Source organism: Candidatus Tumulicola sp. (assembly GCA_035601835.1).
Taxonomy (GTDB): domain Bacteria; phylum Vulcanimicrobiota; class Vulcanimicrobiia; order Eremiobacterales; family Eremiobacteraceae; genus DATNNM01.
In genome coordinates this window covers 69,361-92,392 of sequence record DATNNM010000003.1, presented here as the reverse complement: position 1 = coordinate 92,392, position 23,032 = coordinate 69,361, and the positions used below count along the sequence as shown (strand labels likewise).

The window sequence follows — 23,032 nt, the reverse complement described above, 5'->3', positions numbered from 1 at the left end:
GAAATAGCGTGCAGAAGACCATAGCCACCGAGATCGACGTCCGCAACCTGACCAAGACCTACGGAGCGCGTACGGTCGTCGACCACATCAGCCTTGGCGTCCATACCGGCGAGGTCGTCGGGTTGCTCGGCCCCAACGGCGCCGGCAAGACCACCACGTTCTATATGGTGGTCGGACTCGTGCGGCCCAACGACGGCGTCGTCGAGTTGGTCGGGCAGAACGGGCGCACGGTCGATATCACGCACCAGCCCATGCACGTGCGCGCGCGCGAAGGTCTCGGCTATCTCGCCCAGGAGAACTCGGTGTTCCGGCGGCTCAACGTCGAAGACAACATCCGGCTCATCTGGGAGCAGCGCGGCGTCTCGCGGCACGAGCAAGACGAACGGCTGCCTAAACTGCTCGGCGAGTTCGACTTGCAGCGCCTCAGCCACGACAAGGCGGAAACGCTCTCCGGCGGCGAGCGCCGCCGCGTCGAGATCGCGCGGGCTCTCGCCACCGATCCTGCGTTCCTGTTGCTGGACGAGCCGTTCACGGGCATCGACCCGATCGCCGTCGCGGACATCCAAGAGATCATCCGGCTGCTCAAGGCCAAGGGTCTCGGCATTCTCATCACCGACCACGCAGTGCGCGAAACGCTCGCGATCGTCGACCGCGCCTATATCCTCAACAATGGGCGGATCGAAGTGTCGGGCACGGCGCAAGAGGTCGCCGAATCGCCGGTGGCGCGGCGCTTTTACCTGGGAGAGAGCTTCCGTCTGTGAAGATCCTCGACCGCTACATGGTCACGGAGCTCGGCGGTTCCTTTCTCTTCGGACTCGCTGCCTTCACGCTGATCTTCGTAGCGGGCCAGCTGCTCAACATCGCGCGGCTGGTGTCGGAAGAGCACGCCAGCCTCTTCGCCGCCGCCAAATACTTCGTATACACCCTGCCGCAGACGCTCGTGTTGACGTTCCCGATGTCGATGTTGCTGTCCGTGCTGCTCGCCATGAGCCGCCTGTCCGCCGACTCCGAGATCACGGCCATGCGCGCCGGCGGTGTCAGCCTCTATCGCATCGCCGCGCCGGTCGTCGCGATCGGCCTGACCGCGTCGATCGTCGCGCTCTTGTTCCAAGAATTCGTCGTGCCTGAAGCCACGCAGCGCGCAACCGAAATCCTCAAACGCGAGATTCAGTCCGGCGGCGTGGACATCTTGCAGAATGAAGTAGTCAGGACGGTGCTGCCGAACCAAGACTCTCAGGTGACGTACGCGGAGGGCTACGACCCGGCCACGCAGCAGCTCGTGCAGGTCTCGGTGCAGTTGTATCGCGGAGAAGCGCTGACCTCGCTGTTGGTCGCGCCGCGGGCGAGCTACCGCAACTCTTCGTGGGAATTCCAAAACGCCGTCGCCTACGCCATGTCTCCGACGTGCTGCCTGGTCAGCAAGTACCCGCTGCTGGACGTCGACATCGGCGCCGATCCAACCCAGCTGCTCGAATTGCGCAAGCAACCCGAGGATCTCTCCCGGGCGCAGATACGCCCGCTCATGAACAACGCCAAGAAGAACGGCGACATCTCGCGCTATGCGCTCTTACTCGTCACCTACGACAGCAAGCTGGCTCGGCCTTTTGCGAGTCTGGTGTTCACGCTGCTCGCCATCCCGCTGGGCATCCGGCGCCAGCGCTCGTCATCCGGCGCCGGTTTCGGCATAAGCATCGCGATCGTGTTCGCGTTCTACGTCGTGACCACGATTTGTCTGGCGATCGGGCGCACCACCCCTGAACTCAGCTTCACCATGGCATGGCTGCCGAACGTCATGTTCTGCGCGACCGGCGTCTGGCTGCTGCAGCTGGCCGCCAAGGTGTGAGATGTACGCGCTGATGGCCATCGACGTGCGCAGCGGCATCACGGTGCTGGTGATCGTGATCATCGCCGGGGCGATCGCATTCGTGGGCGACCGCGTGGGCCACAACGTCGGGCGCAGGCGCATGACCCTGTTCGGACTGCGCCCACGCTACACGAGCACGATTTTCGCCGTCGGCTTCGGCATGTTCATCGCGCTGGCGGTCATCGTGTTCGTGTCGCTGGTCAACCAGGAGGCTCGCCAAGCCCTGTTCTCGATCAATACGCTGAACGATCAGATCAAAACGCTCAGCGCGGAGCGCGATCAACTGCTGCAAGAGCCGGTCGTGTTCCGCAACGGCGAGCCGATCTTCTCGCCGGTGGTCATCGCATCGACCGACCCCGAGCCCGTCATCGAGCGCGGCCTCGAGCAGCTCTTCCTCGGCGTCGCCGGCTACTACAGCAATATCCCCGACGTGCGCCCGTATCCGAAAACGTTGACGCCCGCGGCGCGCGCCAATCTGGTCGCCCTTGCGAAAACGGTCAAGGGTTTTGCGCCGACCGCCGCGATCATCGTGCCGGTCGCCGGCGAGAACATCTTCAGGCACGGCGCTATGAAGATCTCGTTCCGCGTCTACGAGGATCGTCTGCTCTATCGCAAAGGCGAGATCATCGCGCACATCGATTTGGTCAACACGGCGAACCGCCAGCTCGAGACCGTCGCGCTGAACCAGCTGGCGGCGTCGATCCGAAGCAACGCGATCCAGCACGGCATGCCCGACTCGATCGCCAATCCGACCATCACGCCCGACGCGGTCGACAGGGTCGCGCGCGAACTGTCGTCCATCAAAGGACGGACGGTCGTGCAAGCGGTCGCGGCGAACGACACGTACGCGCACGGACCGTTGACGACGGAGATCGTGGTGGAGCCGAGCAGGCTGCCGTCCGTGCATTGACCCGCAAGCGCTTCGTCGGCATCGATCCGGGCCATTCCAAGTGCGGCTATGCGACGGTTTTCGAAGACGGCGAACGCACTGCGCTTGAGGTGGTACCGACGGGATCCATCGCCGGACGGATCGAATCCGACGTCCGAATGGGCGACATCGCGGGGATTTGCGTCGGCGATGCGACGACCTCGAAGTCCATGCTGGAGTTGTGCAGGTCGCGCTGGCCGGCGATTCCGGTCGCGTTGGTGGACGAGCGCAATACCACCCTTCAAGCGCGCCAGCGCTACTACCAAGATCATCCCCCCCGCGGGCTCTTGCGCCTTGTACCCCGCGGTCTCTTGGTGCCAAAAGAGCCGCTCGACGGCTACGCCGCATTGCTCATCGTTGAGCGCTTTCTTGCGTCGCGTTAAGGGGTCTTAAAACGGTCCCACCCATCGGGAACCGCTAAGCCAGTTGGGCATATCAAGCAAGGGGAGGAAAGGGCATTTTTGGCGCATAACTGAGGCGTGCAGGTTACCGGCGTTTGGTCCGCCTTCATGGTCGGTTTTGAGCCGGCGAAACAGGGCGAACCAGCGACGGGTATTTGTGCCGTCGGCGGCTCATCGCACAGCAGGGAACGAAGATTCTGCATGCGTGACGTTCGAGACGGCCCCCGAAGACTTGTGCCTCTACGCTTGAGGAGGACCACTTTGAACAGATTCGCCTACCTCGCGGTATGCGCGATCGCATTGGTCGCAATTGTGGCGGCGCGGCCGCTACCCGCGTCAGCAACGCCGTTTTCGGACGTGCCGGCCAGCCACTGGGCGGCCGACGCGATTCAAACGCTTGCTGCCGACGGCATCATTGCCGGCTATCCCAATGGGAAGTTCTTGGGCAATCGATCGATGACGCGCAACGAGATGGCCGTCATCATCGCTCGCGCCATCGCCAAGATCCAAGCAGAAGGCGGAGCAAGCAGAGCCGATCTCGACAAACTCTCCAAGCTCATGGACGCGTACAAAGATGAGCTCGACGGCATGGGCGTCCGCGTCACCGCGCTCGAAGACAAGATCAGCGCGCTCGACAAGGCCACGCAGTTCGCGCAGCGCTTCGCGATTCACGGCACGTTGTATTCCGCGTATTCACAGCGCAACCAGCCGGTGAACCCGATCACCGTGGCCGGTGCGTTCGCCCGCGCCGATGCGGTCCAGAATTTCACCGACTCGTTCATCGAGACCGATGCGAGCAACGATCCGTACTACGGCAGACTCGGTCCCGACGTGATCCTGCCGCGCTCGCAGTGGGAGTTCACCGCGTCGTATGCGGTCACGCCCAACGTCGTCGTTTCGATGCCCGTCAAGATCCTCGATTACAACTACGGCGGCTATCGCCAACAGCAGACCGGCATCGGCATCAACCCGACAATCGACGTCAGCGTGCCGAACTTCAACGGCGTCAAAGGTCTGGATATCCGCATCGGCCAGCTCGAGAACCTGAAAGGCTCGCTGACCGGCCTCACCTTCAGCCCGCCGGACAACTTCCACATCGCATACACCGACCCGTACCGGCCGTTCCCGCAGGGCGTGGACGTGACGGGGACCTTGTTCAATTATCTCGATGTGCAAGTCTATGGTTATCGCCTCGATCCGGTCGGCGTCAACTCGGGACCCTTCGGACCGAACACGGGCATCACGTCGAACATCTTCCTCGGCCCGTATTACTTCCAGCAGACCTCCAACAGCTACGGCTCGGCGCCGACGACCGACACGTTCAACGCCGGGACATCGCCGCTGGCGTCGGTGAGTCTCACGTCGAACGCGCAGCCGGGCACGATCTTCATCTCGTACTTCTTGGGTCCTGGCTGCGTGTCGGGTTGCTTCTTCACCGCTGCGAACCAGGCAGGCGAGCCGTCGTTCACATACGTGCAGACGGCCAACCAAGTCGTCTTCGGCTCGGTGCTGCCCGCCGGCTCGACCGTCGCGATCACGTATCAGGGCTTCTCGGTGTCCGCCAATACGTTCCCGAAACGCTATGACGTGGGCGGCCGCGCTGTGTGGCGCGTTCCGGGCATCCCGTCCGGAACGATCGGGCTGTCGTTCAATCGCATCTTCGACCTGCGCGGCGATTCGGCAGCCGCCGGCAACACGGTGTTCTTCCAGACGGCCTCGATCCCGAACCAGATCGTGAGCGACACCGTCTTCGGCATGGACTTCACGCTGCCGCTGGCCTACGCGTGGGGTCCGGTCCAAACACCGGTGCTGTTCGGCGAGATATCGCAGAGCAAGTACACGCGCGACTTCCAGCGCATCCCGGCGGCCAGCGATAGCGCCGGCGTGATCGGGATACGCTTCAAGTTGCTGGGCGGCGACCAGACCTTCACCTACCAGAGCGTCGGGCCGTTCTGGATCGACGGCGCGCAGTTCATGTGGTCCGGCCAGGCGCCGGCGCTGTTCGCCTTCTACAACTACCCGCAGCTGCCAGGCCCGTTCGGCATCGGCAACAACTTCATCCTGAACAGTCAGGTTGACGCCGCTGCCATCGCCGGCGGCAATCCCGGCACGCTGGCAGCCAACGGCTCGTTCCCGAACGGCACGTTCGCGTTTCCGTTGTTCAGCCAGTTCAAGGCGCAGGGGCCGTACTGGTACAGCACGTACGCGCCGAACACGCGCGGCGCCTCGGCGCAGCTGAACTTCCCGCTAAAGGTCGGCACGCTCGGCGCGAAGCTGCGCCTCAGCGGCCAGTCGCTTCGTGAGATTCGGCCGAACTCGCTGACCACGGCCATCCTCGGCCCGGCGTTCGTGTCGACGGTGGCGGAGCGGTACGACGCACTCACGGGCGGCTTCACGGTCGACCTCCCGGTCTTCGATCGCAAGGCGACGGTGAACTTCGACGCCCTGTTCGAGCGCTTGCAGCGGCCGGACAGCACCAAGTTCGTCTATGCAGCGGATCCGCTGCTCGGGCTTGCCGCGTTCAATCCGCTTGGCAGCGCAGAGCTGACCGGCACCGGTTCGGTCGTGTTCTTCTACCCGAACCACGTGAACCTCAGGCACTTGGTGGGCTCGGGTTCAGTCGCGCTGCCGATCACGGCCGCGCTGACCGCCAACGCATCCTACGTCGATCAGCGCTACGGCGGCGACGCTCTCTCCAGCACGCTGTCGCAGAACATCAGCGAGAAGAAGACCGCGCTGAGCGTCGGCGTGCTCTACAACATCCCGAACACGAACTCGTCGATCAACACGTTCTTCACTCGCTACGAGTATAAAGATGACGTGTTGCCGTCGTACAACTGGACGCAGAACCGCCAGAACCTGTACTTCACGGTCAAGTTCTAGCGTTCCGATCGAAGCTCGGACAAGGTAAAGGGGGTCGGGCATAGCCCGACCCCCGAATCTTTTGCGCATGCCCAAGCTCACCGCGATGCAGCGCCTCGCGCTCGTGCTCGCCGTCGTCGCCATCCTCGCCCTCTCATGGCGTCCACTGGCATCGTGGTGGTGCGATGACATGGGCAACGTCGCGCTCGCGCGCGGCGATCCGCAAGGCGCGCAGGCGTGGTTCGAGCGTGGACTGCGATTCTCGACGTCGCGTCTGCTGTTGGAAGATCGCGGCCGCGCGCGCCTCGACGCGGACCCAGCCGGCGCGCTGAGCGACTTTCAGGCAGCGGGATGCGGCGCGCCATGCATCGCGGAGAGCGGCGACGCAGAGAGCAGGCTCGGCAACGCCGACGCCGCGGTTGCGGATTACCTCGATGCGCGCGCGGCCGGCCGGCTTGCCGCGGCCGTCACCCAAATCGCGGCGCGCGGCCGCTTTGACGAAGCCATCCGTCTGGAGCGGGCGCTGGCGGCTCGGCTTGAAGGCAGCCTGCTCGAGCGAGCGGACCTGGGCGCCGCGTACAGCACGATCGGCAAGCTCGACGTCGACGCGGCAAAGAAGGCGGAGCAACAGAAGCGCCTGCGCGCGGCGGCGGCCTATCGCCGCGACGCGATCCTGTCCTTCGGAAAAGCCGGCGCAGTCGCTCCCTTCAACGAGGGCTACCTTCTTTCGTACGGCTTCTCGCAGATGCAGTGGGGCGACAAGCGCGAAGCTCGTTCGGCGTTTCGCCGCGTGCTGGCCCTGCATCCCCATCAGTCCGACGCGGAACAAGCGTTGGCGCGGCTCGGGGCCGGCGAATCGGCTTGGCCGCGCCCCAGGTGAAGCGTCTCCGCGTCGCTCTCGAGACGCAATACGCGTACGGCCCCGCGACCGGACTCGGCGTCTATGCGCGCCGGCTTTGCGAGGCGTTGAAGAAGCGCGACGATGTGGACGTGGTCGAGATCGCGGATCCCTCATTTGATGTGTGGCGCTTCGACCGTAGGCTCTATTGGGATCAACTGCGCGCGCCGCGCCTGCTGCGCGCAGCGCGTGCCGACGTGGTGCACTGCACCGGCGGCACGCTCCCGTGGCGCACGCCGCACCCGGTCGTGCTTACGCTGCACGATCTGGTGTGGCTGCGCGGAGCGAACCGCGGCAGGCCCTACGTGCGCTGGTACTTCGGAGACGTGCAGCCTCGACTGGCGCGCCGCGCCGACGCGATCGTCGCGGACACCGAAGCCGCGCGCTGGGACATCGCCGAGGGATTACGGATCGACCCCGCACGGATCAGCGTGTGCGGCGCCGGCGTCGACCCCAGCTTCTTCGACTTGAAAAACCAACGTAGTGCCGGGGCTTTAGCCCCGGACCCCTACATCCTCAGCGTCGGCACGGTTGAAGAACGCAAAGATCTGATCACGGCCGTGCGCGCGGTCGCGCAGATGCCGGACGTGCGCCTGATCTCGGCTGGGCACCTCACGCCCTACGCGCGCGAGGTCATGCGCGAGATCGAATCGCTGGGCGTTGAGGCAAGAGTCGAGCTGAAAGGCTTCGTCGACGACGCGGAGCTGTTGTCGCTCTATGCCGGCGCGGCGGCTTTCGTCTTCCCGTCGCGCTACGAGGGGTTCGGACTGCCGCCGCTGCAGGCGCTCGCGGCTGGAGTACCGGTGGTCGCCGCACGCATTCCGGTGCTGGAAGAAGTGCTTGGCGATTGCGCCCTGTTCGCGCCCCCGGGCGATGCTAGCGCGTTTGCCGGGGCGTTGCACGGCGCGTTGAGCGGACCGAGCGCGCTCATCGAGCGCGGCATCGAGCGCGCACGCACGTTCACGTGGCCGGCGGTCGCCGGCAGCATGGTCGAGGTGTATCGGAGGTTGGTGTAAGATCATCTGAGAAGTGCCACACCAAGTCGCGCTCTACTAAGAGAGAGGATGACTCATGGCAGACGAAAAGAAATGCGAGCACGCTCATTGCACGTGCCAGGTCACATCGAGTCGTTTCTGCAGCGGGCACTGCGCGAAACACGCCGAGCACGCGGAACCGCATAAATGCGAGTGCGGGCACCCGAACTGTAAATAGTCTTTAGGGTCAGTGCACCGCGGGCGAGATGTTCCAGCCCGCGCCGGGCGGCGGGTCTGAGGCGAACAGCAGGTTGACGGGGTAGCTCGAACCGCCCTCGGGCATCGTCACGATCGAGACGTGCCGGTAGCCGTGCGCAGGCACGTTAAAGCGCCGCACCAGCGCCATTTTCCGAGCTTCAACGGGATGGAGTTGGACCACGGCATCATCCACGAGCAGCGTGCCGGTGGCTCGCCCGCCGCGCGGCTCGAACCATAGCCCGACGTCGGCCGCTTGGCCGGTCGGATTCAACAAACTGACGTCTGCGCTTTGCTTGACGCCGTAATCGCCGCCAAGCACCTCGCCCTGCACCAAGTTGGGAAGAGGCAGCTTGCCGATCTCCAGGTACGTCGGTTGGTCGCCCACCGTGTAGGCCTCGTCGTAGAAGAACTCCGGCACCTGATAGATGCCGCGCGAATGCTTCACGGCGCTCGAAAGAAGCGTCTCAGATATCGGGTCCACCGGCGACGCGTCTGCGGCTTGGACGACGACCGCGATGCGCACGCCGTTGCCCGAGATCACGCGCATCTGCATCAACCCGGCTATCAGGTTGTCGGCCGGAAGCGGCTGATCCACGACGTTGATGGTCGCTTGCGGGGGCACTTCATAGATCTCGCCCTCACCGAGGGCGTCGTGCACGAGATAGCGCCGCGTGCACTCGTGGCCCACGCCGAGGATATCGGTGTACGGGCCCGCGAGGCCCGTGGTGAGATCGAGCAGCACGGAATCGGTACCGTTGTTCTGGACTTTCACGAGGATGCGGCGCTTCGGCGCACCGGGCGGCGCGTAATGGTAATAGAGGAGCCGAGCCGGTTCCCCGAAGTTCACTTGGCCGTAGAAGAGCGTGCCGTCCTCAGTGATGGTCTCCGGAAAATCCGACACCAGCATGTATTTGGGCGCCACGCGCGGCTGCGCGAGATTGGTGACTCGCACGCGCACGGTCGTGCTGAAGTTGAAGTAGCCGAAGCCGGTGATCTCCAGCGGCACACGCACGATCGAGGTCTGGTCTGGCTGGAGCTCGAGTGCGTCCTGCACGCCGCTCGGGTCGGCCGACACGACCGCTCCCGCGAGCGGATACGCGACACGCCTGGCCGCCGAGGCCGCCATCTCCGCGACGAAGTCCGCCGTCGCCGGATGACCGGTGATGCTGATCGAGGTCCAATCGTAGGCCTTGCCTGCGGAAACCTCCACCTTTGCCGACAGCGTGGCGTTGAGGCCGTACATGTCGGTGACGACGATTTTCGTAGCACCGGTGTGGAGGCCGAAGACCTCAACGCTTCGATTGAGCGGATTGAAGACCGGGCGCACGATGGCATCGTCGTAGCCCGAGAACGTGACGAGCCCGCTCGGCGGAGAGAGCAGCCGCGCAGTCTGGCTGTGCCCGAGCAGGATGAGAAGCGAGTCCGGGTTCACTTGCACCGGGACCGGCGACGGCGGCACCGCGGGCGATGCTTCAGGCGCGGGGCTGCAGCCCGAAGGACACGGCGACGGCGATGGGCAGCCCTCGGATGGACACGGGCTGGGCGGGTAGATGGGTTGTGGCGGCGCCAGCGATGGCACGATCGCCGGGGACGGTGTTGCGGAAAGCGTCGGCAGCGGCGAGGGGTCGGCGAGATACTGCGGCGGCGATGCTAGGGCCGGACGAAAGTCCGGCATGCCGCCTATCACGGCCGCTGCCGCGCTGAGAGCGACGGCCGCGCACAACGCGAGCACACCGGCGCCCGAACGAGCCACTAGGCGATTTGTTGCTCTTGGCGACTCACTGCAGTCGCGAGGAGCGTCTTATATCCATGCGCCGGGAAGAGCACGGTGACCAAATCGGACTCGGACCGCTCGACGGTTCCTTGACCGAACTTGGTGTGGAGCACGACATCGCCGATGCGGAATTCTCCTGAGACGCCGAACGGCTCGTCGCTCACCTCGACCGTCATCCCCTTGGCAAGCCTCGCGCGGCAATTATCGCATGCGCCGCAATTCGGCAAGTCGTAGTCCTCGCCGAAGTAGTTCAAGATGAACTTGCGCCGGCAGCCGCGCGTCTCGCAATACTGCAGCATCATGGCAAGCTTGCTCTGATCGTAGGAACGCTTCGTCTCGTAGCTCGCCAGGTTGAGCTGCAACCCCTTGGCGGATTTGACGAGCGGCGCCAGCCCGTACGTCGCCTTGGTGACGTTCACGATGAAGCCGCCCTTCTTGAGCAGCGCCAAGATGACTTTGAGCTTGGTGAGCGGCAGCTGGGAGATCTTGCGCAAGTCGGAAAGCGAAACGCCGTTCTCCTGCGATTCGAAGTACTGCAGCGTGCCGAAGACCTTTTGGACCTCTTCCACGTCCGGGTACTTGCCGGTCAGGAAGTAGTTCTGCACGCGCGTGTCGCTTTGGCGGTACAGCAGCATGCACAGCGATTCCTCGCCGTCGCGCCCGGCGCGGCCGGCCTCCTGGGTGTACGCCTCGACGCTGCCCGGAAGATCGTAATGGATGACGAAGCGGATGTTCGGCTTGTCGATGCCGAGGCCGAATGCGTTGGTGGCCACGACGATCTTCACGTTTTCGCTCATGAAGCGGTCGTGGATGCGTTCCCGCTCGGCTTTTTGCAGCTTGCTGTGGTACACTTCCGCGTCGATGCCCAGCTCGTCGCGGCAGTACTCCGACACGGCATAGGTGTTCTTGATGGTGGCCGTGTAGATGATGCCCAGCGCATTCTTGAGCGAGTCGCCGAACTTGCCGCGCAGAGCGCGCAATTTCTCGGCCTCGCTGGCGGTGCGCGCCACTTCATAGACGAGGTTCGGTCGGTCGAATCCGCGCACGATCGGCTTGGTGAGCGGTATGCCGAGCTGGGTGACGATATCTTCGCGGACCGCCGGCGTCGCCGTTGCGGTGAGCGCGAGCACGGTCGGGTGTCCCAGCGCCGATATCACGCGCCCGAGATTGAGGTAGGCCGGCCGGAAATCGTGCCCCCACTGCGAGATGCAGTGGGCCTCATCCACGACGAAAAGCGGTATGTGCAGACGCTTGATCACGTCGACGAAACTCTCGTCCTCGAGGCGCTCGGGCGTGACGTAGATGAGTTTCAAGCCGCCGCGCGCGACCCGTTCGAGATACGAAACCTCTTCCTCGTCGGAGAGCGTGCTGTTGAGCGCGATGGTGCTCGAGATGCCGGCCTCGGCCAGCATGTCGATCTGGTCCTTCATGAGCGCGATCAGGGGCGACACGACCACGGTCGTGCCGGGCAGCAGCAGCGCCGGCAGCTGGTAACACAGGGACTTGCCGGCTCCGGTCGCGAGAATGGCAAGCGTATCTTTGCCGCCCAGGATGCGCTGGATGACCTCTTCTTGGCCCGGATAGAATTGTTCGTAGCCGAAATGCGTGCGGAGCGCTTCGGTCAGGTCGACATCGACCTTCATGCCTAAATGACCCTTTCTCAGGGACGGGACGAGCGTACGTTCGGTTGATTGATAGTTGATTGATAGTGGTAGGATGACGAAAACGGCCTCGCTCATAAGGGACCGTCCGCCGTAGTTTCAGCCCTACGCGTTTCCTATTCCCAGATACTTAACGGCTAAACGTTTTGTTTCCGCTTGACTGCTCCTGCCGGCGCTTTCCACCCGGTAAGTATCCAGCCGGCTCCGGGTGAACCGGCCTGCCCCCGGCGGCATATATGGGTCATGAAAGACTTCGCCAAAAGAGTCGGCCTGACGATCGCGCTCGCGGTCGCCGCATTGCTGACCGGCGTCGCTTCGGGCACGGCTGGAAGCGCCGCCGATACCGACCTCGCGATCGACAATTACGCGTTCAAGCCGCCGACGTTCACCGTCTGCACCGGCAAAACGCTCGTCTGGAAGAACAACGACGACGATCCGCACACCGTCACCGGCTTGGACGGGTCGTGGGATTCGAAGGGCCTCGGCCTGGGCGATACCTACAAGCACGTTTTCGACAAACCCGGCAAATATGAGTACTACTGCAAAGTGCATCCTTTTATGAGAGGCGTTATCATCGTCAAGGAGTGTGGGCAATGAATGACCTCAACCGCAGCGAGTTCCTCGAATGCATGGCGTGGTGCGGCACAGGCGTGCTGTACACGCTGACGCCTGCCGGCCTGGTGGGCAAGACGCTGGCAGACGCGATGGTCACGCCCGCGACGGGCACGTTCGTGCAGATCAGCGACACGCACATCGGCTTCCCGGGCGAGGCCAACCACGACGTCATCGGCACGTTCCAGCGCTCCATCGACATGATCAACGCGCTGCCGGTGCGGCCGGACTTCGTCATGCATACCGGCGATCTCTCACACCTCTCCAAGCCGAGTGAGTTCGACACGGTCAAGCAGATGCTCGGCACGATCAAGGCCGGCGCGTTCTATGCCGTGCCGGGTGAGCACGACGTGATCAACGATCGCGGCGAGACGTTCTGGAAGATGTTCGCGTCGCGTGGCAACGTGATGAAACCCTGGTACAGTTTTGACGCCGCGGGCGTGCACTCGCTCGCCCTCACCAATGTCCTCGACATCAAAAAAGGCGGCATCCTCGGGCGGGACCAGCTCGAATGGGCGCGCCAAGATCTCGCCGGGCAGCGCAACGGCACGCCGATCGTGGTCTTCGCGCACATCCCGCTCGCCGCGGTGTACCCGGATTGGGGTTGGAGCACCGATGACTACATGGAACTGCTGTCGATGCTCGGACGTTTCGATTCGGTGACGGTGCTGAACGGCCACATCCATCAGGTGTTCACCAAAGTGGACGGCAAAGTGACGTTTTACACGGCCGCATCCACCGCGTTTCCACAACCCGCGCCCGGGACTGCGCCCAAACCGGGGCCGCTGAAGGTCGCGGCCGGCGAGCTCGGCAAGCACCTCGGGATTCGCACGGTCACCGTGCAGACCGGCTCGCATCCGATCGCGATAGCGGACGAGACGCTCGGGTAGTAGTGCCGGGGCTTTAGCCTCGGAGAATGGCTTTAACCCTGAGAACGATGGACGATACCGATCTCATCCGCCGCCTGGGCGACGACGACCCGGCTGCCTTAGAGGATGCGTTTTCGCGATACGCGCGGCGCTGCAAAGCCGTCGCATACCGCGTGTCGCAAGACGACGCGCGCGCCGAGGACGCCGTGCAGGAAGCCTTCCTAGCCTTGTGGCTGCATCGGAAAGGCTTGGTGGTACGCACCGCGGGCATCAGTCCATGGCTCGTCACGGTCACGCGCAACGCCGCGCTTGCGGCGCTGCGCAGCGATCAGCGCCGCGGCCGCCGAGAGGAACGCGTCTTCGAACAAGAGAGTCCGGCGGTTGCCGAACCCTTTGATAGCGTGAGCGCCAAAGCCGCAAGCACGCAGGTGCGCGCGGCGCTCGCCGAATTGCCCGAGGAGCAACGCAACGTGATCGCACTGGCATACTACAAGTTCAAAACAATGCGGGAGATCGCCGAGCAGACGGGCGCGCCGCTCGGCACCGTCAAACGCCGCGCGCAGCTCGGACTGCAGCGTCTCGCCCGCGTGCTGAGGCCGCAAGTATCGTGACACAGCATCCATACGATGACATCGACGCGTTCGCGCTCGGCAGCTTGACGCCGGCCGAGGCGAATGAATTGCTGCGTCACGCCGACAGCTGCCCGACATGCGCGGTGCTCATCACGGAAGCGATGACCGGTGTCGACGCGCTCGCTCAACTCGACGGCGAGAAAGACGTGCGGCGCTCGCTCGTGGCGCCGCTGGCTCGCCGGCCACGGCGCTTCGTCGTCCCGCCGTCCTGGGCTGTCGCTACGGCGGCGATGGCGGCGAGCATCGGCCTGCTGATCTGGAACGTCAACCTTCAGCAAGGCCTACCGACGCTGCCGATCGCGGCCATCGTGCATAGCCATTTCCAACACCACGAACTGCTCGGACCGAGCGGCAGCGCGAAAGTGCTTCAAGCAACGGATGGGCGCTGGGTCTACGTCGTCGCTGACGGCTTGACTCCGCGCGCCCGGTATGTGCTGTGGGAAAAGCGCGGAAGTGCGCCGACGAAAGTGGGCGAATTCGCAGCCGATGGCGCCGGCCGCGCCGCGAGGTACTTCGAGCAGGCGCCCGGATCGATCGACGGTTTCTCCGTCACGAGTATCGGCGAGGATCCGACGAGCCCGCAATCGCTCAACTGGTCGCAAAAATAAGAGAATGCCCGGCGTCGTTCGACGCCGGGCTGGTTTGTAGGCCTGAGGCTTTAGCCCCGGGTTGCTTCGGCTTTACGCCCCTGCGTCGCCGGTAAGCGCGTCCACACGCGCGACGATCTCTGTTTGGTAATCGTGGGGGAAGTATGACGTGTCGTGGCTCGAGATGACGGTGGCTGCCGCGACGGCTGCGAGAGTTAAGAACATTTGTGTTCTCCTTTCGCTAGTAGTAGCGCACGGAGAGAGCCGCGGTTCACGCAAAGCGAAGGCCCACTTTCACGCGGACTTCATCCCAGCGGCATGAGGAATGACGAACGCGCCGCCGAAGGCGTCAGGGTGGCGCAAAAGACGGCATCAGATTCAGTGACCCTCTACCGCAAGCACCGCCCCGGCGGCTTCGACGAACTGGTCGGCCAGCCGGCCGTCGTGCAAGGCCTCCAAAGCGCGGTGAAGACCAATCACGTCGTGCACGCGTACCTGTTCGCCGGTCCGCGCGGCACGGGCAAGACCTCCGCTGCGCGCATCTTCGCGAAGTGCTTGAACTGCATGACCAACGGCCCCCGTCCGGATCCGTGCGGGCACTGCGAGGCTTGTGTGTCCATCGCCGCCGGCACCGCCTTCGACGTCATCGAGATCGACGCGGCGAGCAACCGCGGCATCAACGAGATCCGGGAGCTGCGCGATCGCGTGCAATTCCCGCCATCGCGCTTCCGCAAGAAGGTCTACATCGTCGACGAAGTCCACATGCTCACGCCCGAGGCGTTCAATGCACTGCTGAAAACCCTCGAGGAGCCGCCGGACTACGTCGTCTTCATTCTGGCCACCACCGAACTGCACAAAGTGCCGGCCACCATCATGTCGCGCTGCCAGCGCTACGAGTTCCGCCGCATGTCGCCGGCGGTCATCACCGACCGCGTGCTCGACGTCGCCAAGAAAGAGGGCGTGAAAATCGACGACCTCGCGGCCCGGCGCATCGCGCATCTCGCTGATGGCGCGCTGCGCGACGCCTTGGTGCTGCTCGAGCAGGCGCGCGGGTTCGCAGACGGAGGCGCCATAACCGACGCCGTTCTTGACGTGGCGTTCGGCGAATCGCACCGTGACATCATCGATCGAATCGTGGACGCCGTCGCGGACGCGGATATCGCCGCGGCGTTGAACGCCGTGGCCGACGCCTCAGCCCAGGGCGTGGATCCCGGCTGGCTCGCCAAGGAACTGCTGCGCTGGTTCCGGCTCGCGCTGCTGGCGCGTGCCAGCCGCGACGTGCTGGAAGCCGAAGCGCCGCCGGAAACCGCAGAGCGCATCGCGGCCGTCGCCGAAAAGCTGGGCAAGGCGCGCGTGATGGCCGCGTTGCGCTACCTTTCCGAGAGCGTCGCGCAGCGTTTCTCCACCCAGCCGCGCATCGACCTCGAACTTGCGCTGGCCCGCCTGATCGTGCCCTCGGACGAACTCACGCTTGCGACGCTCACGGATCGCGTCCGCACGTTGGAAGAGCGCGCAGGCGGCAGAGCCGAATCCGGCGTCGGCGGCGGCAATAAAACGCAGGCCGGCAAAGCGCCCACAAGGGCGGCGGCTCGAGCGGAGGTCCCGGAGGTCTCGCAACGGGCCGGCACAGGTGCGTTGAACCGCGCCAAACTCGACGGCAAATGGCCGCTGTTCTTGAGCGCTGTGCAGGAGCGGTCCAAGACCTGTTTCGCGTACGTCCAACATGCTTCGGTCGTCGAGGCGTCCGGAGAAATGGTGACGCTCGGCGTGGCGAAGAAGCACTTTCTCGAAGAGCTGAACACGGCCGCGATGAAAGCCGTAGTAGCAGACGCGATCGCGGCGGTCGCCGACGTGAGGCCGCGCGTGGAGTTCGTGATCGGCGAAGCGCGGAGGCCGGCTTCGAGTTTCGCCGTGGCAGAATCGGTCCTCGGCGCTGACCTTTTGTAGAGGAGAGCATGAATCAAAACCTGCTGAAACAAGCCCGCCAGCTCCAAGAGCAGCTCGCGCGGATCCAAGAAGAACTGGCCAACGAAACGGTGACCGGCGTCGCCGGCTCAGGCGTGGTGACCGTCACGCTCAACGGCCACGGCGGCATCCTTGCGGTGAAGATCGACAAAGCGGCATGCGATCCGGAAGACATCGGCACGCTCGAAGACCTTCTCATGTTGGCCTTCAAAGACGCGCAGGAAAAGGTCTCGGATCTTTCGCGTTCGCGCATGGGCCCGCTCGCCGGCGGCCTCGGCATACCGGGCTTGTAGGGCGCCCATTCCGACTGTGGATTCTCTCGCCGGCCCGCTTGGGGCCCTGATCGGCGAACTGGAAAAACTGCCGACGGTCGGGCCCAAGACCGCGGCGCGCCTCGCGTTTTACTTGCTGTCCGCGAGCCGCGAGGACGCGCAGGCTCTCGCCGAAGCGATCGTCGCCGTGAAAGATAAGATCCGCTTCTGTAAGCGCTGCTTCGGTTTGAGCGAGGGCGAGGTGTGCTCGATCTGCGACGATCCGCGCCGAGATGCGCACATGCTGTGCGTGGTCGGCGAAGCCAAAGACGTCTACGCCATCGAACGGGCGATGACGTACAACGGGCTGTACCACGTGCTCGGCGGGCTGATCTCGCCGATGGAAGGCATCGGCGTCGGACAGCTCAAGGTCAAAGAACTCGTCGACCGGATCGGCGCCGAAGGCATCAAGGAAGTCATCATCGCCACCAATCCGAACGCCGAGGGCGAGTCGACCGCGCTGTATCTCTCGCGGCTCCTCGCGCCGCTCGGCGCCAAAGTGACGCGCCTCGCCTACGGCCTGCCGATCGGCGGCGAACTCGATTACGCAGACGAGACGACGCTGGCGCGCGCGCTCGAGGGCCGCCGGGCGATCTAACCGGGGCTAAAGCCCCGGCACTACAAGGGCTTCTAGGGGGTTTTGCTGTCGGGTTTTTTCTTGAGCTTGTCGACGAGCTCTCTTGCCAGCGTTCTAGCCCGGTCGATGGCCTCGCGATAGAGCGCGCTCAACTTGTCAGGCGCCATGCGGTCGCCCGTCTCGTAGTAGAATGAAGCAGCCTGACCGATGACCAGCGATCCTGCGTACGCGATGCCGGCCTTGATCACCGGCCCCGCGATCGGGATGAAGCCGGATAACTCGCGCGCCAGCGCGCGCCAGCCATACCCGCCCCCGATCACCGGCAGCAGCTCGATGATGCGGGCCATCTCCGCCTTTTTGCCATACGTGGCTGCCAAATTGAGCAGCATGGCGACCTGCATGCCGGTGATCGCGATCGTGTCGCCGGCCGAAGCGATGCTCCCCAAGACGAGGCCGAGCACCGGCACGTGGTCGACGAGAGCCGATGCCCCCGCGACCTTGAGGCTGTTCATGGCGCAATCGACCGACAGTTTGGCTGCAACGGTCGGGCGAAATGCGGGCACCTGGGCACCGAGCGACACCTCGAGGCCGCGGCACGCCTCGACGACGTCGGGCAGGACGTGCCTGCGCAACTGCGCGAGCGTGAGTTCGCTGACGCGATAGCGAGCAGGCTGGCCGGGAGACGGACGATGCGGCACCGCGTGCGTCGTGACGGCGGGGTTCTCGTCGTCGCCGATCGGCCGATCGATGAGGAAAACGGGGAGCGCCGAGGACTCGAGATGTTCGGGTGCAGGTCGATCCACGACGCCTGCGTCGCCGCAGACCAAAATGGCGCGCGTCGCGCTGTCGGCGATCGACCAGCCCGGCGCGGTCTCCAGATGGTCGAACACGGCGCTGCGCGCGGACCCATCCGGGTCCAACACGTCGAGCAATTCGTCGGCGCCGGTACCGGTCACGAGCAAGCGGATGCGCTTCGCAGCGTGCGAGTCGATCATGCCCAGATTGATGCGGTCGCGGAATTGCTCGAGCCAGCGGACAAACGGGCTGCCGGAGTCTTCGGAGCGAGGGAGTGCGGGAACGTCAGTAGCCATAGCGTCTTGTGTAATGTACCTTACCCATCGAACGGCGCCCTTGTTACAAGAGAAGCGGGACCACAAGGGTCCCGCTACCATGTCCCCGGGGCTAAAGCCCCGGCACTACATTACCGGGGCTAAAGCCTCAGGCCTACATTGCCGGCGTTTCGGCGTAGCCTAAGAACCACATCCCAAGCGTCACTTCCAGCGACTCCTGCGAGAGGTGCTTGTCAAGCGCTAGGTCGATCCACGTCTTCTTGCTGGCGCGCTGCTCGTTGATGACCGTGCTCACCGGCACTTTTTCCTCGGCCGCGAACCACGAGGCGACTGCGACGTCGCCCGGCGACAGATTCAAGGCGAGCGCCTCGTCGTAGCTCGGCGCGTCGATGCCGAGGCGAGCGTGGATCGAGCGGGCGAGCGATTCGTAGCGTGCCTCGGGGAAGTTGACCCCGAGCAGCGTGATGCGGGCTTGCAGCTGGCGCGCCTGCGCGGAGAAGTAGCGCCGGTTCGCTTCCTCAGCCGCGTTGGCGGCGGTGTCGAGCTGCTGCTCTGCCGCGATCGCGAGCGGTTTGAGTTTTTGCGCCGTGCGCGGCGAGATATCGCCGCCGAAATCGAGCGAACTGCGCGACAGCTCACGGAAATAGGCATCGAGCGCAGGCGATGACTGCCAAGCCAAGGCCATCGCGCCGCGCGCCGCCGTCAGCGAGTTCACGATATCGCCCGCCGACGTGTTCATCTGCGAAAGCAAGTCCTTGTAATAGGGCAAGCGGCGCAAGGTGTCGCCGGTCAGCGCCTTTTCGCGCAGCGGCGCTTGCATCTCGTTCAGCACGCCGAGATCGTCCTTTTGCAGACTGGGCGCTTCCTGCGTGATGAAGTCGACCTTGTCGAGCAGGACGTTGAGATCTTTGGACATGTGCTCCAGGTCCTGGAACACGGCTTCGATGCGGCTTCCGGGCCTGATGTCGACGTTGCCGAAATTGGGCACTTCGTACGAAAGATCGTCGAGACGCTGGTTGAGCTGCTTCAGATCGTCTTTGCCGAGCTTGACGCGCTCGTCGATCGCCGCCTGATTGTTCTTCGCACCTGCAAGCGCGGCTGCGACCTGCTGGCGCAGCGGGTCGAGATTCGGATTCAGCAGCGCCTTGGCCGGTTGAGGATCTCGTGGCAGCATCGCGAGCATGCGGGCGGCCGCGGCACCGGCCGGATCGGTGTTCTTGGAGGAGCTTGCGACCTGCGCGAGCGCCGTTTGACTCTTGTCAAAGCTGCCAAGCGCCAATTCGACCTGCCCCTTGTGCAGCAGCGCGAGCTGGTTCGCAGGATCGGCCTTCAGGACTTGATCCAGCTTGTTGTTTGCGAACGCGTAGCGGCCCTCTTCCTCGTCGTGGATCGCCTGCGCGAGGAGCTGCTGCGTATTGGTCTTTGCGAGTTCCGGATAGCCCATCAGGTGCCCGATGCGCGCTTTGGGGTCCGGGTGCGTCTCGAAGTATTTCTCGAGCCCCGATGCATTCGGCCCGTATTCGTGCTGGAGGCGATCCATGAACGACACCATGGCCATGGGATCGTAGCCGGCGCGCGTCATCAACAGCAAGCCGTATTGGTCGGCCTGCAGCTCGTCGATGCGCGACAACTTGTACAGGGACAACCCGCCGATCAGATTTCCGAAGCGGTATGCGAAAGGCGAGAAGATCGACAGGATGCCGATGATCAGGTTGATAGCCTGAGCCTTCGCCTGCAGCGTGATCTGGTGGCGCCGCTCCACGTGACCCATCTCGTGGCCCATGACGCCGGCCAATTCGTCGTCCGAGTTGACGAAGTTGAGCAGTCCGAAATTCACATACACGAAACCGCCGGGCAGCGAGAACGCGTTGATGCTGTTCGTGTCGATGATCTTGAACGTGTAGTTGATGTCCGGCCGCGCGCGGTAGCGCTTGAGGTTCTCGGCCAGATTATTGACCCAGTTGTTGAGCACGGGGTCGTTGACGAGGGCGTTTTCGGCCTCGACCTGTTTCACGGCGTCTTGCCCGATGCGGATCTCGGTGCCGGTCGACACGGCGCCTGCCGGCGACGGCATGCTCGAGGCGAGCAATGCAAGCAGCACCAGCGCTGCGAGGGCGCGTTTCCACACGTTCATGGCTGCTCTCCCGAGGGTCAAGGTCCTTTACTTTGCGACGGCTTGCGGGGAACTCCCTGCGGACGCGCTCGCAAACGATGCCATCCAATCCACATTTCTTTCACAGTTCTTTCACAGCTTTTCCACAAGGGAAACGTAACCGAGTCCGTAATCGGCACATTTTCCGATTAACGCCTTGGTGGAATGACCGTGCAGATTAAAGGAACCAAGTCGGGTCTGCTATTGCACCTCCAAGAGCGGCCTCTCTCGGGCGCCGTAGCGGAGCTGCGCGAGCGGCTGACCTCACTGCCGGGCTTCTACAAAGGCAGCCGAGCGGTGCTCATGCTCGGTTCGCTGCCGGCCGAGCAGTCGGAAGTAAGCGCGGTCATCGCCACGTTGGAGCAATTCGGGATCGTCGCAGACGGCGCTGTGTGCGACGACGCGCAACTGGCCGCGCTTGCCCGCTCCGCCGGGCTGCGCCTCGTGGGTGCGAGCATCGCGGCGGCGCCGCGCATCCGCGACGATCGGACCGATGTGCCCGAACGGCGCCGCGAGCGAGACGGCGGGCGTTCGCGCAAGAGCGCCCGCAACGGACGCGCCGGCGCCGCCCCTGACGGCAGCGCTACGCTCTATTACAAAGGCACGGTGCGCTCGGGTCAGTCGCTTTCCTCAGTAGGCCACATCGTGGTGATCGGCGACGTCAACGCGGGAGCTGAATTGGTGGCCACCGGCGACATCGTGGTCTGGGGCGCGCTGCGGGGCGTGGCGCATGCCGGCGCAGAAGGAGACGACAGCGCGAGCGTTGCGGCGCTGCGGCTGGAGGCGATGCAACTGCGCATATCCCGGGCCATCGCCGTCGCGCCCGACGAGCGGCGGCGCAAAAAGCCCGCGCAACCGGAAATAGCGCGCCTGCGCGATGGGCGAATAACAACCGAACCGGCGACGTTGTAACGGGAGAGACATGCCAGGCACAGTTTATGTGATCACCTCGGGCAAGGGAGGGGTCGGCAAGACCACCACCACGGCCAACCTAGGCGGCGCGCTGGCCAAACTGGGCCGCCAAGTGGCCTTGGTCGACGCGGACATCGGTTTGCGCAACCTCGATCTGGTGCTTGGGCTCGAAAAGCGCATCGTATACGACTTGGTGGATCTGGTGGAAGAACGCTGCCAGACCCGCCAGGCGCTCATCAAGGACCGGCGTTTCGACAACCTCTACCTGCTGCCCGCATCGCAAGTCAAGGACAAGGAATCGGTCACGGAAGATCAGATGCGCATCGTCATGCGCAAGCTGGCGGCTGACTTCGATGACGTGCTCATCGACTGTCCTGCGGGCATCGAGCACGGTTTTCGCAATGCCGTCGCCGGCGCCGACCAGGCGCTCATCGTCACGACTCCCGAAGTAGCGGCCATCCGCGACGCAGACCGCATCTTGGGCATGCTCGGCAATCGGCGCTGCCGTCTCATCATCAATCGCGTGCGCGTCGAGATGGTGCGCACCGGTGACATGCTCAGCGTGGACGACGTCGTCGAGATCTTGGGCCGCGATGTGGTCGGCGTGGTGCCGGACGACGAAGAGATCATCGACACCACCAACCGCGGCGAACCAATCGTGTTGGATGCGAGCCGCCGGCTCGCGCGCATCTATAACGCGATCGCCAGGCGCCTGCTCGGCGAAAACGTGCCGCTCACCAATCTCTCCGAAGACGGTCTGTGGGGCCGGCTGCGGCGCCTCGTGACCGGAACCGGCCAATGACGGATATCAATCGCGAAGAGATGACCGTCGAAGAAGCGCTGAGCCTTTCGAATCAAGAGGCGCCGGCGGAAACCGCCCGCGAAGCCATCGCACGCCCCGACAAGAAGGTCTCGTTGGGCCGCACCATCGTCGTCACGTCGGGCAAAGGCGGCGTCGGCAAGACGACGACGACCGCGAATCTGGGCAGCGGGCTGGCCGAAGCGGGCAAGAACGTCGTCGTCGTGGACGCGGACGTCGGCTTGCGCAATCTTGACGTCACGCTCGGGCTTGAGAACCGCGTCCGAAAACATCTCCTCGACGTCATCGAAGAGAAATGCTCGCTCGACGAAGCGCTCGTGCGCGATCGCGCGCGGCGCACGTTGTTCTTGCTGCCGGCGGCGCAGGATCGCGAAAAGGACGACGTGCCGCAGGACAAGATGGCCGCGCTCGTGCGCACGCTCGCCGAGCGGTTCGATTTCGTGTTGATCGACAGCCCGGCGGGCATCGAGCAAGGCTTTCGGAACGCGGTGGTGGGCGCGAAGGAAGCTATCATCGTCACGACGCCCGAGGTCTCAGCGGTGCGCGACGCCGATCGCATCATCGGGCTGCTGCCGCCCGACGTCGAGTCCCGGCTGATCGTCAATCGCGTGCGGCCGGCGCTCGTCAAGAAAGGCACGATGATGAGCGTCAGCGATGTCGTGGACATCTTGCGGCTCGAGCTCATCGGCGTCGTGCCCGACGAAAAGGATATCATCATCGCGGCGAATCGCGGCACGCCGGTCATCGACATCCCAGGCTCGGAGACCGGCGCGGCTTTTCGGCGCATCGTGCAACGGCTGCTTGGGGAATCCATACCGATTCCGACGTTCCAAGCGGCGGACGGATTCCTGACACGTCTGAAAATGACGCTCGGCCTGCAGCGGCCGGACACGCGCGGAGGATAG

At 64.2% G+C, this 23,032-nt stretch carries 22 protein-coding genes; 17 read left to right on the top strand and 5 right to left on the bottom strand.

All coding sequences use genetic code 11. From position 1 onward, the window contains the following. The first annotated feature begins 8 nt into the window (after window positions 1-8). From lptB to VN934_00815, 7 genes are all read left to right on the top strand, one after another. Window positions 9-761 (top strand): LPS export ABC transporter ATP-binding protein, encoded by a 753-nt coding sequence (lptB, locus tag VN934_00845; GenBank protein HXM17339.1) that lies wholly within the window; start codon window positions 9-11, stop codon window positions 759-761. Beyond that, entirely contained in the window at window positions 758-1,843 is a 1,086-nt protein-coding gene (locus VN934_00840) for an LptF/LptG family permease (GenBank protein ID HXM17338.1), read from the top strand. The genes lptB and VN934_00840 overlap by 4 nt, the downstream gene beginning before the upstream one ends. A gap of 1 nt (window position 1,844) precedes the next feature. Then, complete coding sequence (locus VN934_00835; GenBank protein ID HXM17337.1) at window positions 1,845-2,774, top strand: DUF3084 domain-containing protein; 930 nt, start codon at window positions 1,845-1,847, stop codon at window positions 2,772-2,774. Then, the gene (locus tag VN934_00830) at window positions 2,771-3,175 is read left to right on the top strand and encodes a hypothetical protein (protein ID HXM17336.1); all 405 of its coding nucleotides are present in this window, start codon (window positions 2,771-2,773) and stop codon (window positions 3,173-3,175) included. The genes VN934_00835 and VN934_00830 overlap by 4 nt, the downstream gene beginning before the upstream one ends. A gap of 279 nt (window positions 3,176-3,454) precedes the next feature. Continuing rightward, window positions 3,455-6,076: an S-layer homology domain-containing protein gene (locus VN934_00825; protein HXM17335.1), complete on the top strand. Its 2,622-nt coding sequence runs from the start codon at window positions 3,455-3,457 to the stop codon at window positions 6,074-6,076. 67 nt (window positions 6,077-6,143) lie between these two features. Further along, entirely contained in the window at window positions 6,144-6,935 is a 792-nt protein-coding gene (locus VN934_00820; protein ID HXM17334.1) for a hypothetical protein, read from the top strand. Continuing rightward, complete coding sequence (locus tag VN934_00815) at window positions 6,932-7,969, top strand: glycosyltransferase family 1 protein (protein ID HXM17333.1); 1,038 nt, start codon at window positions 6,932-6,934, stop codon at window positions 7,967-7,969. Before VN934_00820 ends, VN934_00815 begins: the two co-directional genes overlap by 4 nt. Before the next feature lie 205 nt (window positions 7,970-8,174). Here VN934_00815 and VN934_00810 read toward each other — a convergent pair whose 3' ends face one another. Next, window positions 8,175-9,938: a hypothetical protein gene (locus tag VN934_00810; GenBank protein HXM17332.1), complete on the bottom strand. Its 1,764-nt coding sequence runs from the start codon at window positions 9,936-9,938 to the stop codon at window positions 8,175-8,177. Next, window positions 9,938-11,602 carry an ATP-dependent DNA helicase RecQ gene (locus tag VN934_00805; GenBank protein HXM17331.1) on the bottom strand — a complete coding sequence of 555 codons (1,665 nt, stop codon included), beginning with the start codon at window positions 11,600-11,602 and terminating at the stop codon, window positions 9,938-9,940. Before VN934_00805 ends, VN934_00810 begins: the two co-directional genes overlap by 1 nt. Before the next feature lie 261 nt (window positions 11,603-11,863). Between VN934_00805 and VN934_00800 the strand changes: the two genes are divergently transcribed. Genes VN934_00800 through VN934_00785 form a run of 4 tightly spaced genes read left to right on the top strand, consistent with a single transcriptional unit; the run spans window position 11,864 to window position 14,341 of the window. Beyond that, entirely contained in the window at window positions 11,864-12,217 is a 354-nt protein-coding gene (locus tag VN934_00800) for a cupredoxin family copper-binding protein (protein ID HXM17330.1), read from the top strand. Continuing rightward, the gene (locus VN934_00795; GenBank protein HXM17329.1) at window positions 12,214-13,122 is read left to right on the top strand and encodes a metallophosphoesterase; all 909 of its coding nucleotides are present in this window, start codon (window positions 12,214-12,216) and stop codon (window positions 13,120-13,122) included. Before VN934_00800 ends, VN934_00795 begins: the two co-directional genes overlap by 4 nt. A 47-nt stretch (window positions 13,123-13,169) precedes the next feature. Beyond that, window positions 13,170-13,712, top strand: coding sequence for a sigma-70 family RNA polymerase sigma factor (locus tag VN934_00790; protein ID HXM17328.1), 543 nt, complete (start codon window positions 13,170-13,172; stop codon window positions 13,710-13,712). Then, entirely contained in the window at window positions 13,709-14,341 is a 633-nt protein-coding gene (locus VN934_00785; GenBank protein HXM17327.1) for a zf-HC2 domain-containing protein, read from the top strand. Before VN934_00790 ends, VN934_00785 begins: the two co-directional genes overlap by 4 nt. 72 nt (window positions 14,342-14,413) lie before the next feature. Here the strand turns inward: VN934_00785 and VN934_00780 are convergent, their stop codons facing one another. Then, on the bottom strand, window positions 14,414-14,545 hold the full coding sequence (locus VN934_00780) for a hypothetical protein (protein ID HXM17326.1): 132 nt from the start codon (window positions 14,543-14,545) through the stop codon (window positions 14,414-14,416). Window positions 14,546-14,638: 93 nt separating this feature from the next. On the opposite strand from VN934_00780, the gene dnaX reads away from it, so the two are divergent. From dnaX to recR, 3 genes are read left to right on the top strand one after another with little or no spacing between them, the layout of a single operon-like run. Further along, window positions 14,639-16,267 carry a DNA polymerase III subunit gamma/tau gene (gene dnaX, locus VN934_00775; protein HXM17325.1) on the top strand — a complete coding sequence of 543 codons (1,629 nt, stop codon included), beginning with the start codon at window positions 14,639-14,641 and terminating at the stop codon, window positions 16,265-16,267. Between the two features lie 8 nt (window positions 16,268-16,275). Continuing rightward, entirely contained in the window at window positions 16,276-16,578 is a 303-nt protein-coding gene (locus VN934_00770) for a YbaB/EbfC family nucleoid-associated protein (protein ID HXM17324.1), read from the top strand. A gap of 16 nt (window positions 16,579-16,594) precedes the next feature. Further along, on the top strand, window positions 16,595-17,194 hold the full coding sequence (gene recR, locus VN934_00765; protein HXM17323.1) for a recombination mediator RecR: 600 nt from the start codon (window positions 16,595-16,597) through the stop codon (window positions 17,192-17,194). Window positions 17,195-17,226: 32 nt separating this feature from the next. Here the strand turns inward: recR and VN934_00760 are convergent, their stop codons facing one another. Together VN934_00760 and VN934_00755 are read right to left on the bottom strand one after the other, a co-directional pair. Beyond that, complete coding sequence (locus VN934_00760) at window positions 17,227-18,264, bottom strand: hypothetical protein (GenBank protein ID HXM17322.1); 1,038 nt, start codon at window positions 18,262-18,264, stop codon at window positions 17,227-17,229. Window positions 18,265-18,397: 133 nt separating this feature from the next. Next, complete coding sequence (locus VN934_00755; protein HXM17321.1) at window positions 18,398-20,377, bottom strand: M48 family metallopeptidase; 1,980 nt, start codon at window positions 20,375-20,377, stop codon at window positions 18,398-18,400. Window positions 20,378-20,566: 189 nt separating this feature from the next. On the opposite strand from VN934_00755, the gene minC reads away from it, so the two are divergent. From minC to minD (VN934_00740), 3 genes are read left to right on the top strand one after another with little or no spacing between them, the layout of a single operon-like run. After that, window positions 20,567-21,307 carry a septum site-determining protein MinC gene (gene minC / locus VN934_00750; protein ID HXM17320.1) on the top strand — a complete coding sequence of 247 codons (741 nt, stop codon included), beginning with the start codon at window positions 20,567-20,569 and terminating at the stop codon, window positions 21,305-21,307. Window positions 21,308-21,317: 10 nt separating this feature from the next. Then, entirely contained in the window at window positions 21,318-22,109 is a 792-nt protein-coding gene (gene minD, locus VN934_00745; GenBank protein ID HXM17319.1) for a septum site-determining protein MinD, read from the top strand. Next, a complete protein-coding gene (gene minD, locus VN934_00740; GenBank protein HXM17318.1) occupies window positions 22,106-23,032 on the top strand; it encodes a septum site-determining protein MinD in 927 nt (308 codons plus the stop codon). The genes minD (VN934_00745) and minD (VN934_00740) overlap by 4 nt, the downstream gene beginning before the upstream one ends.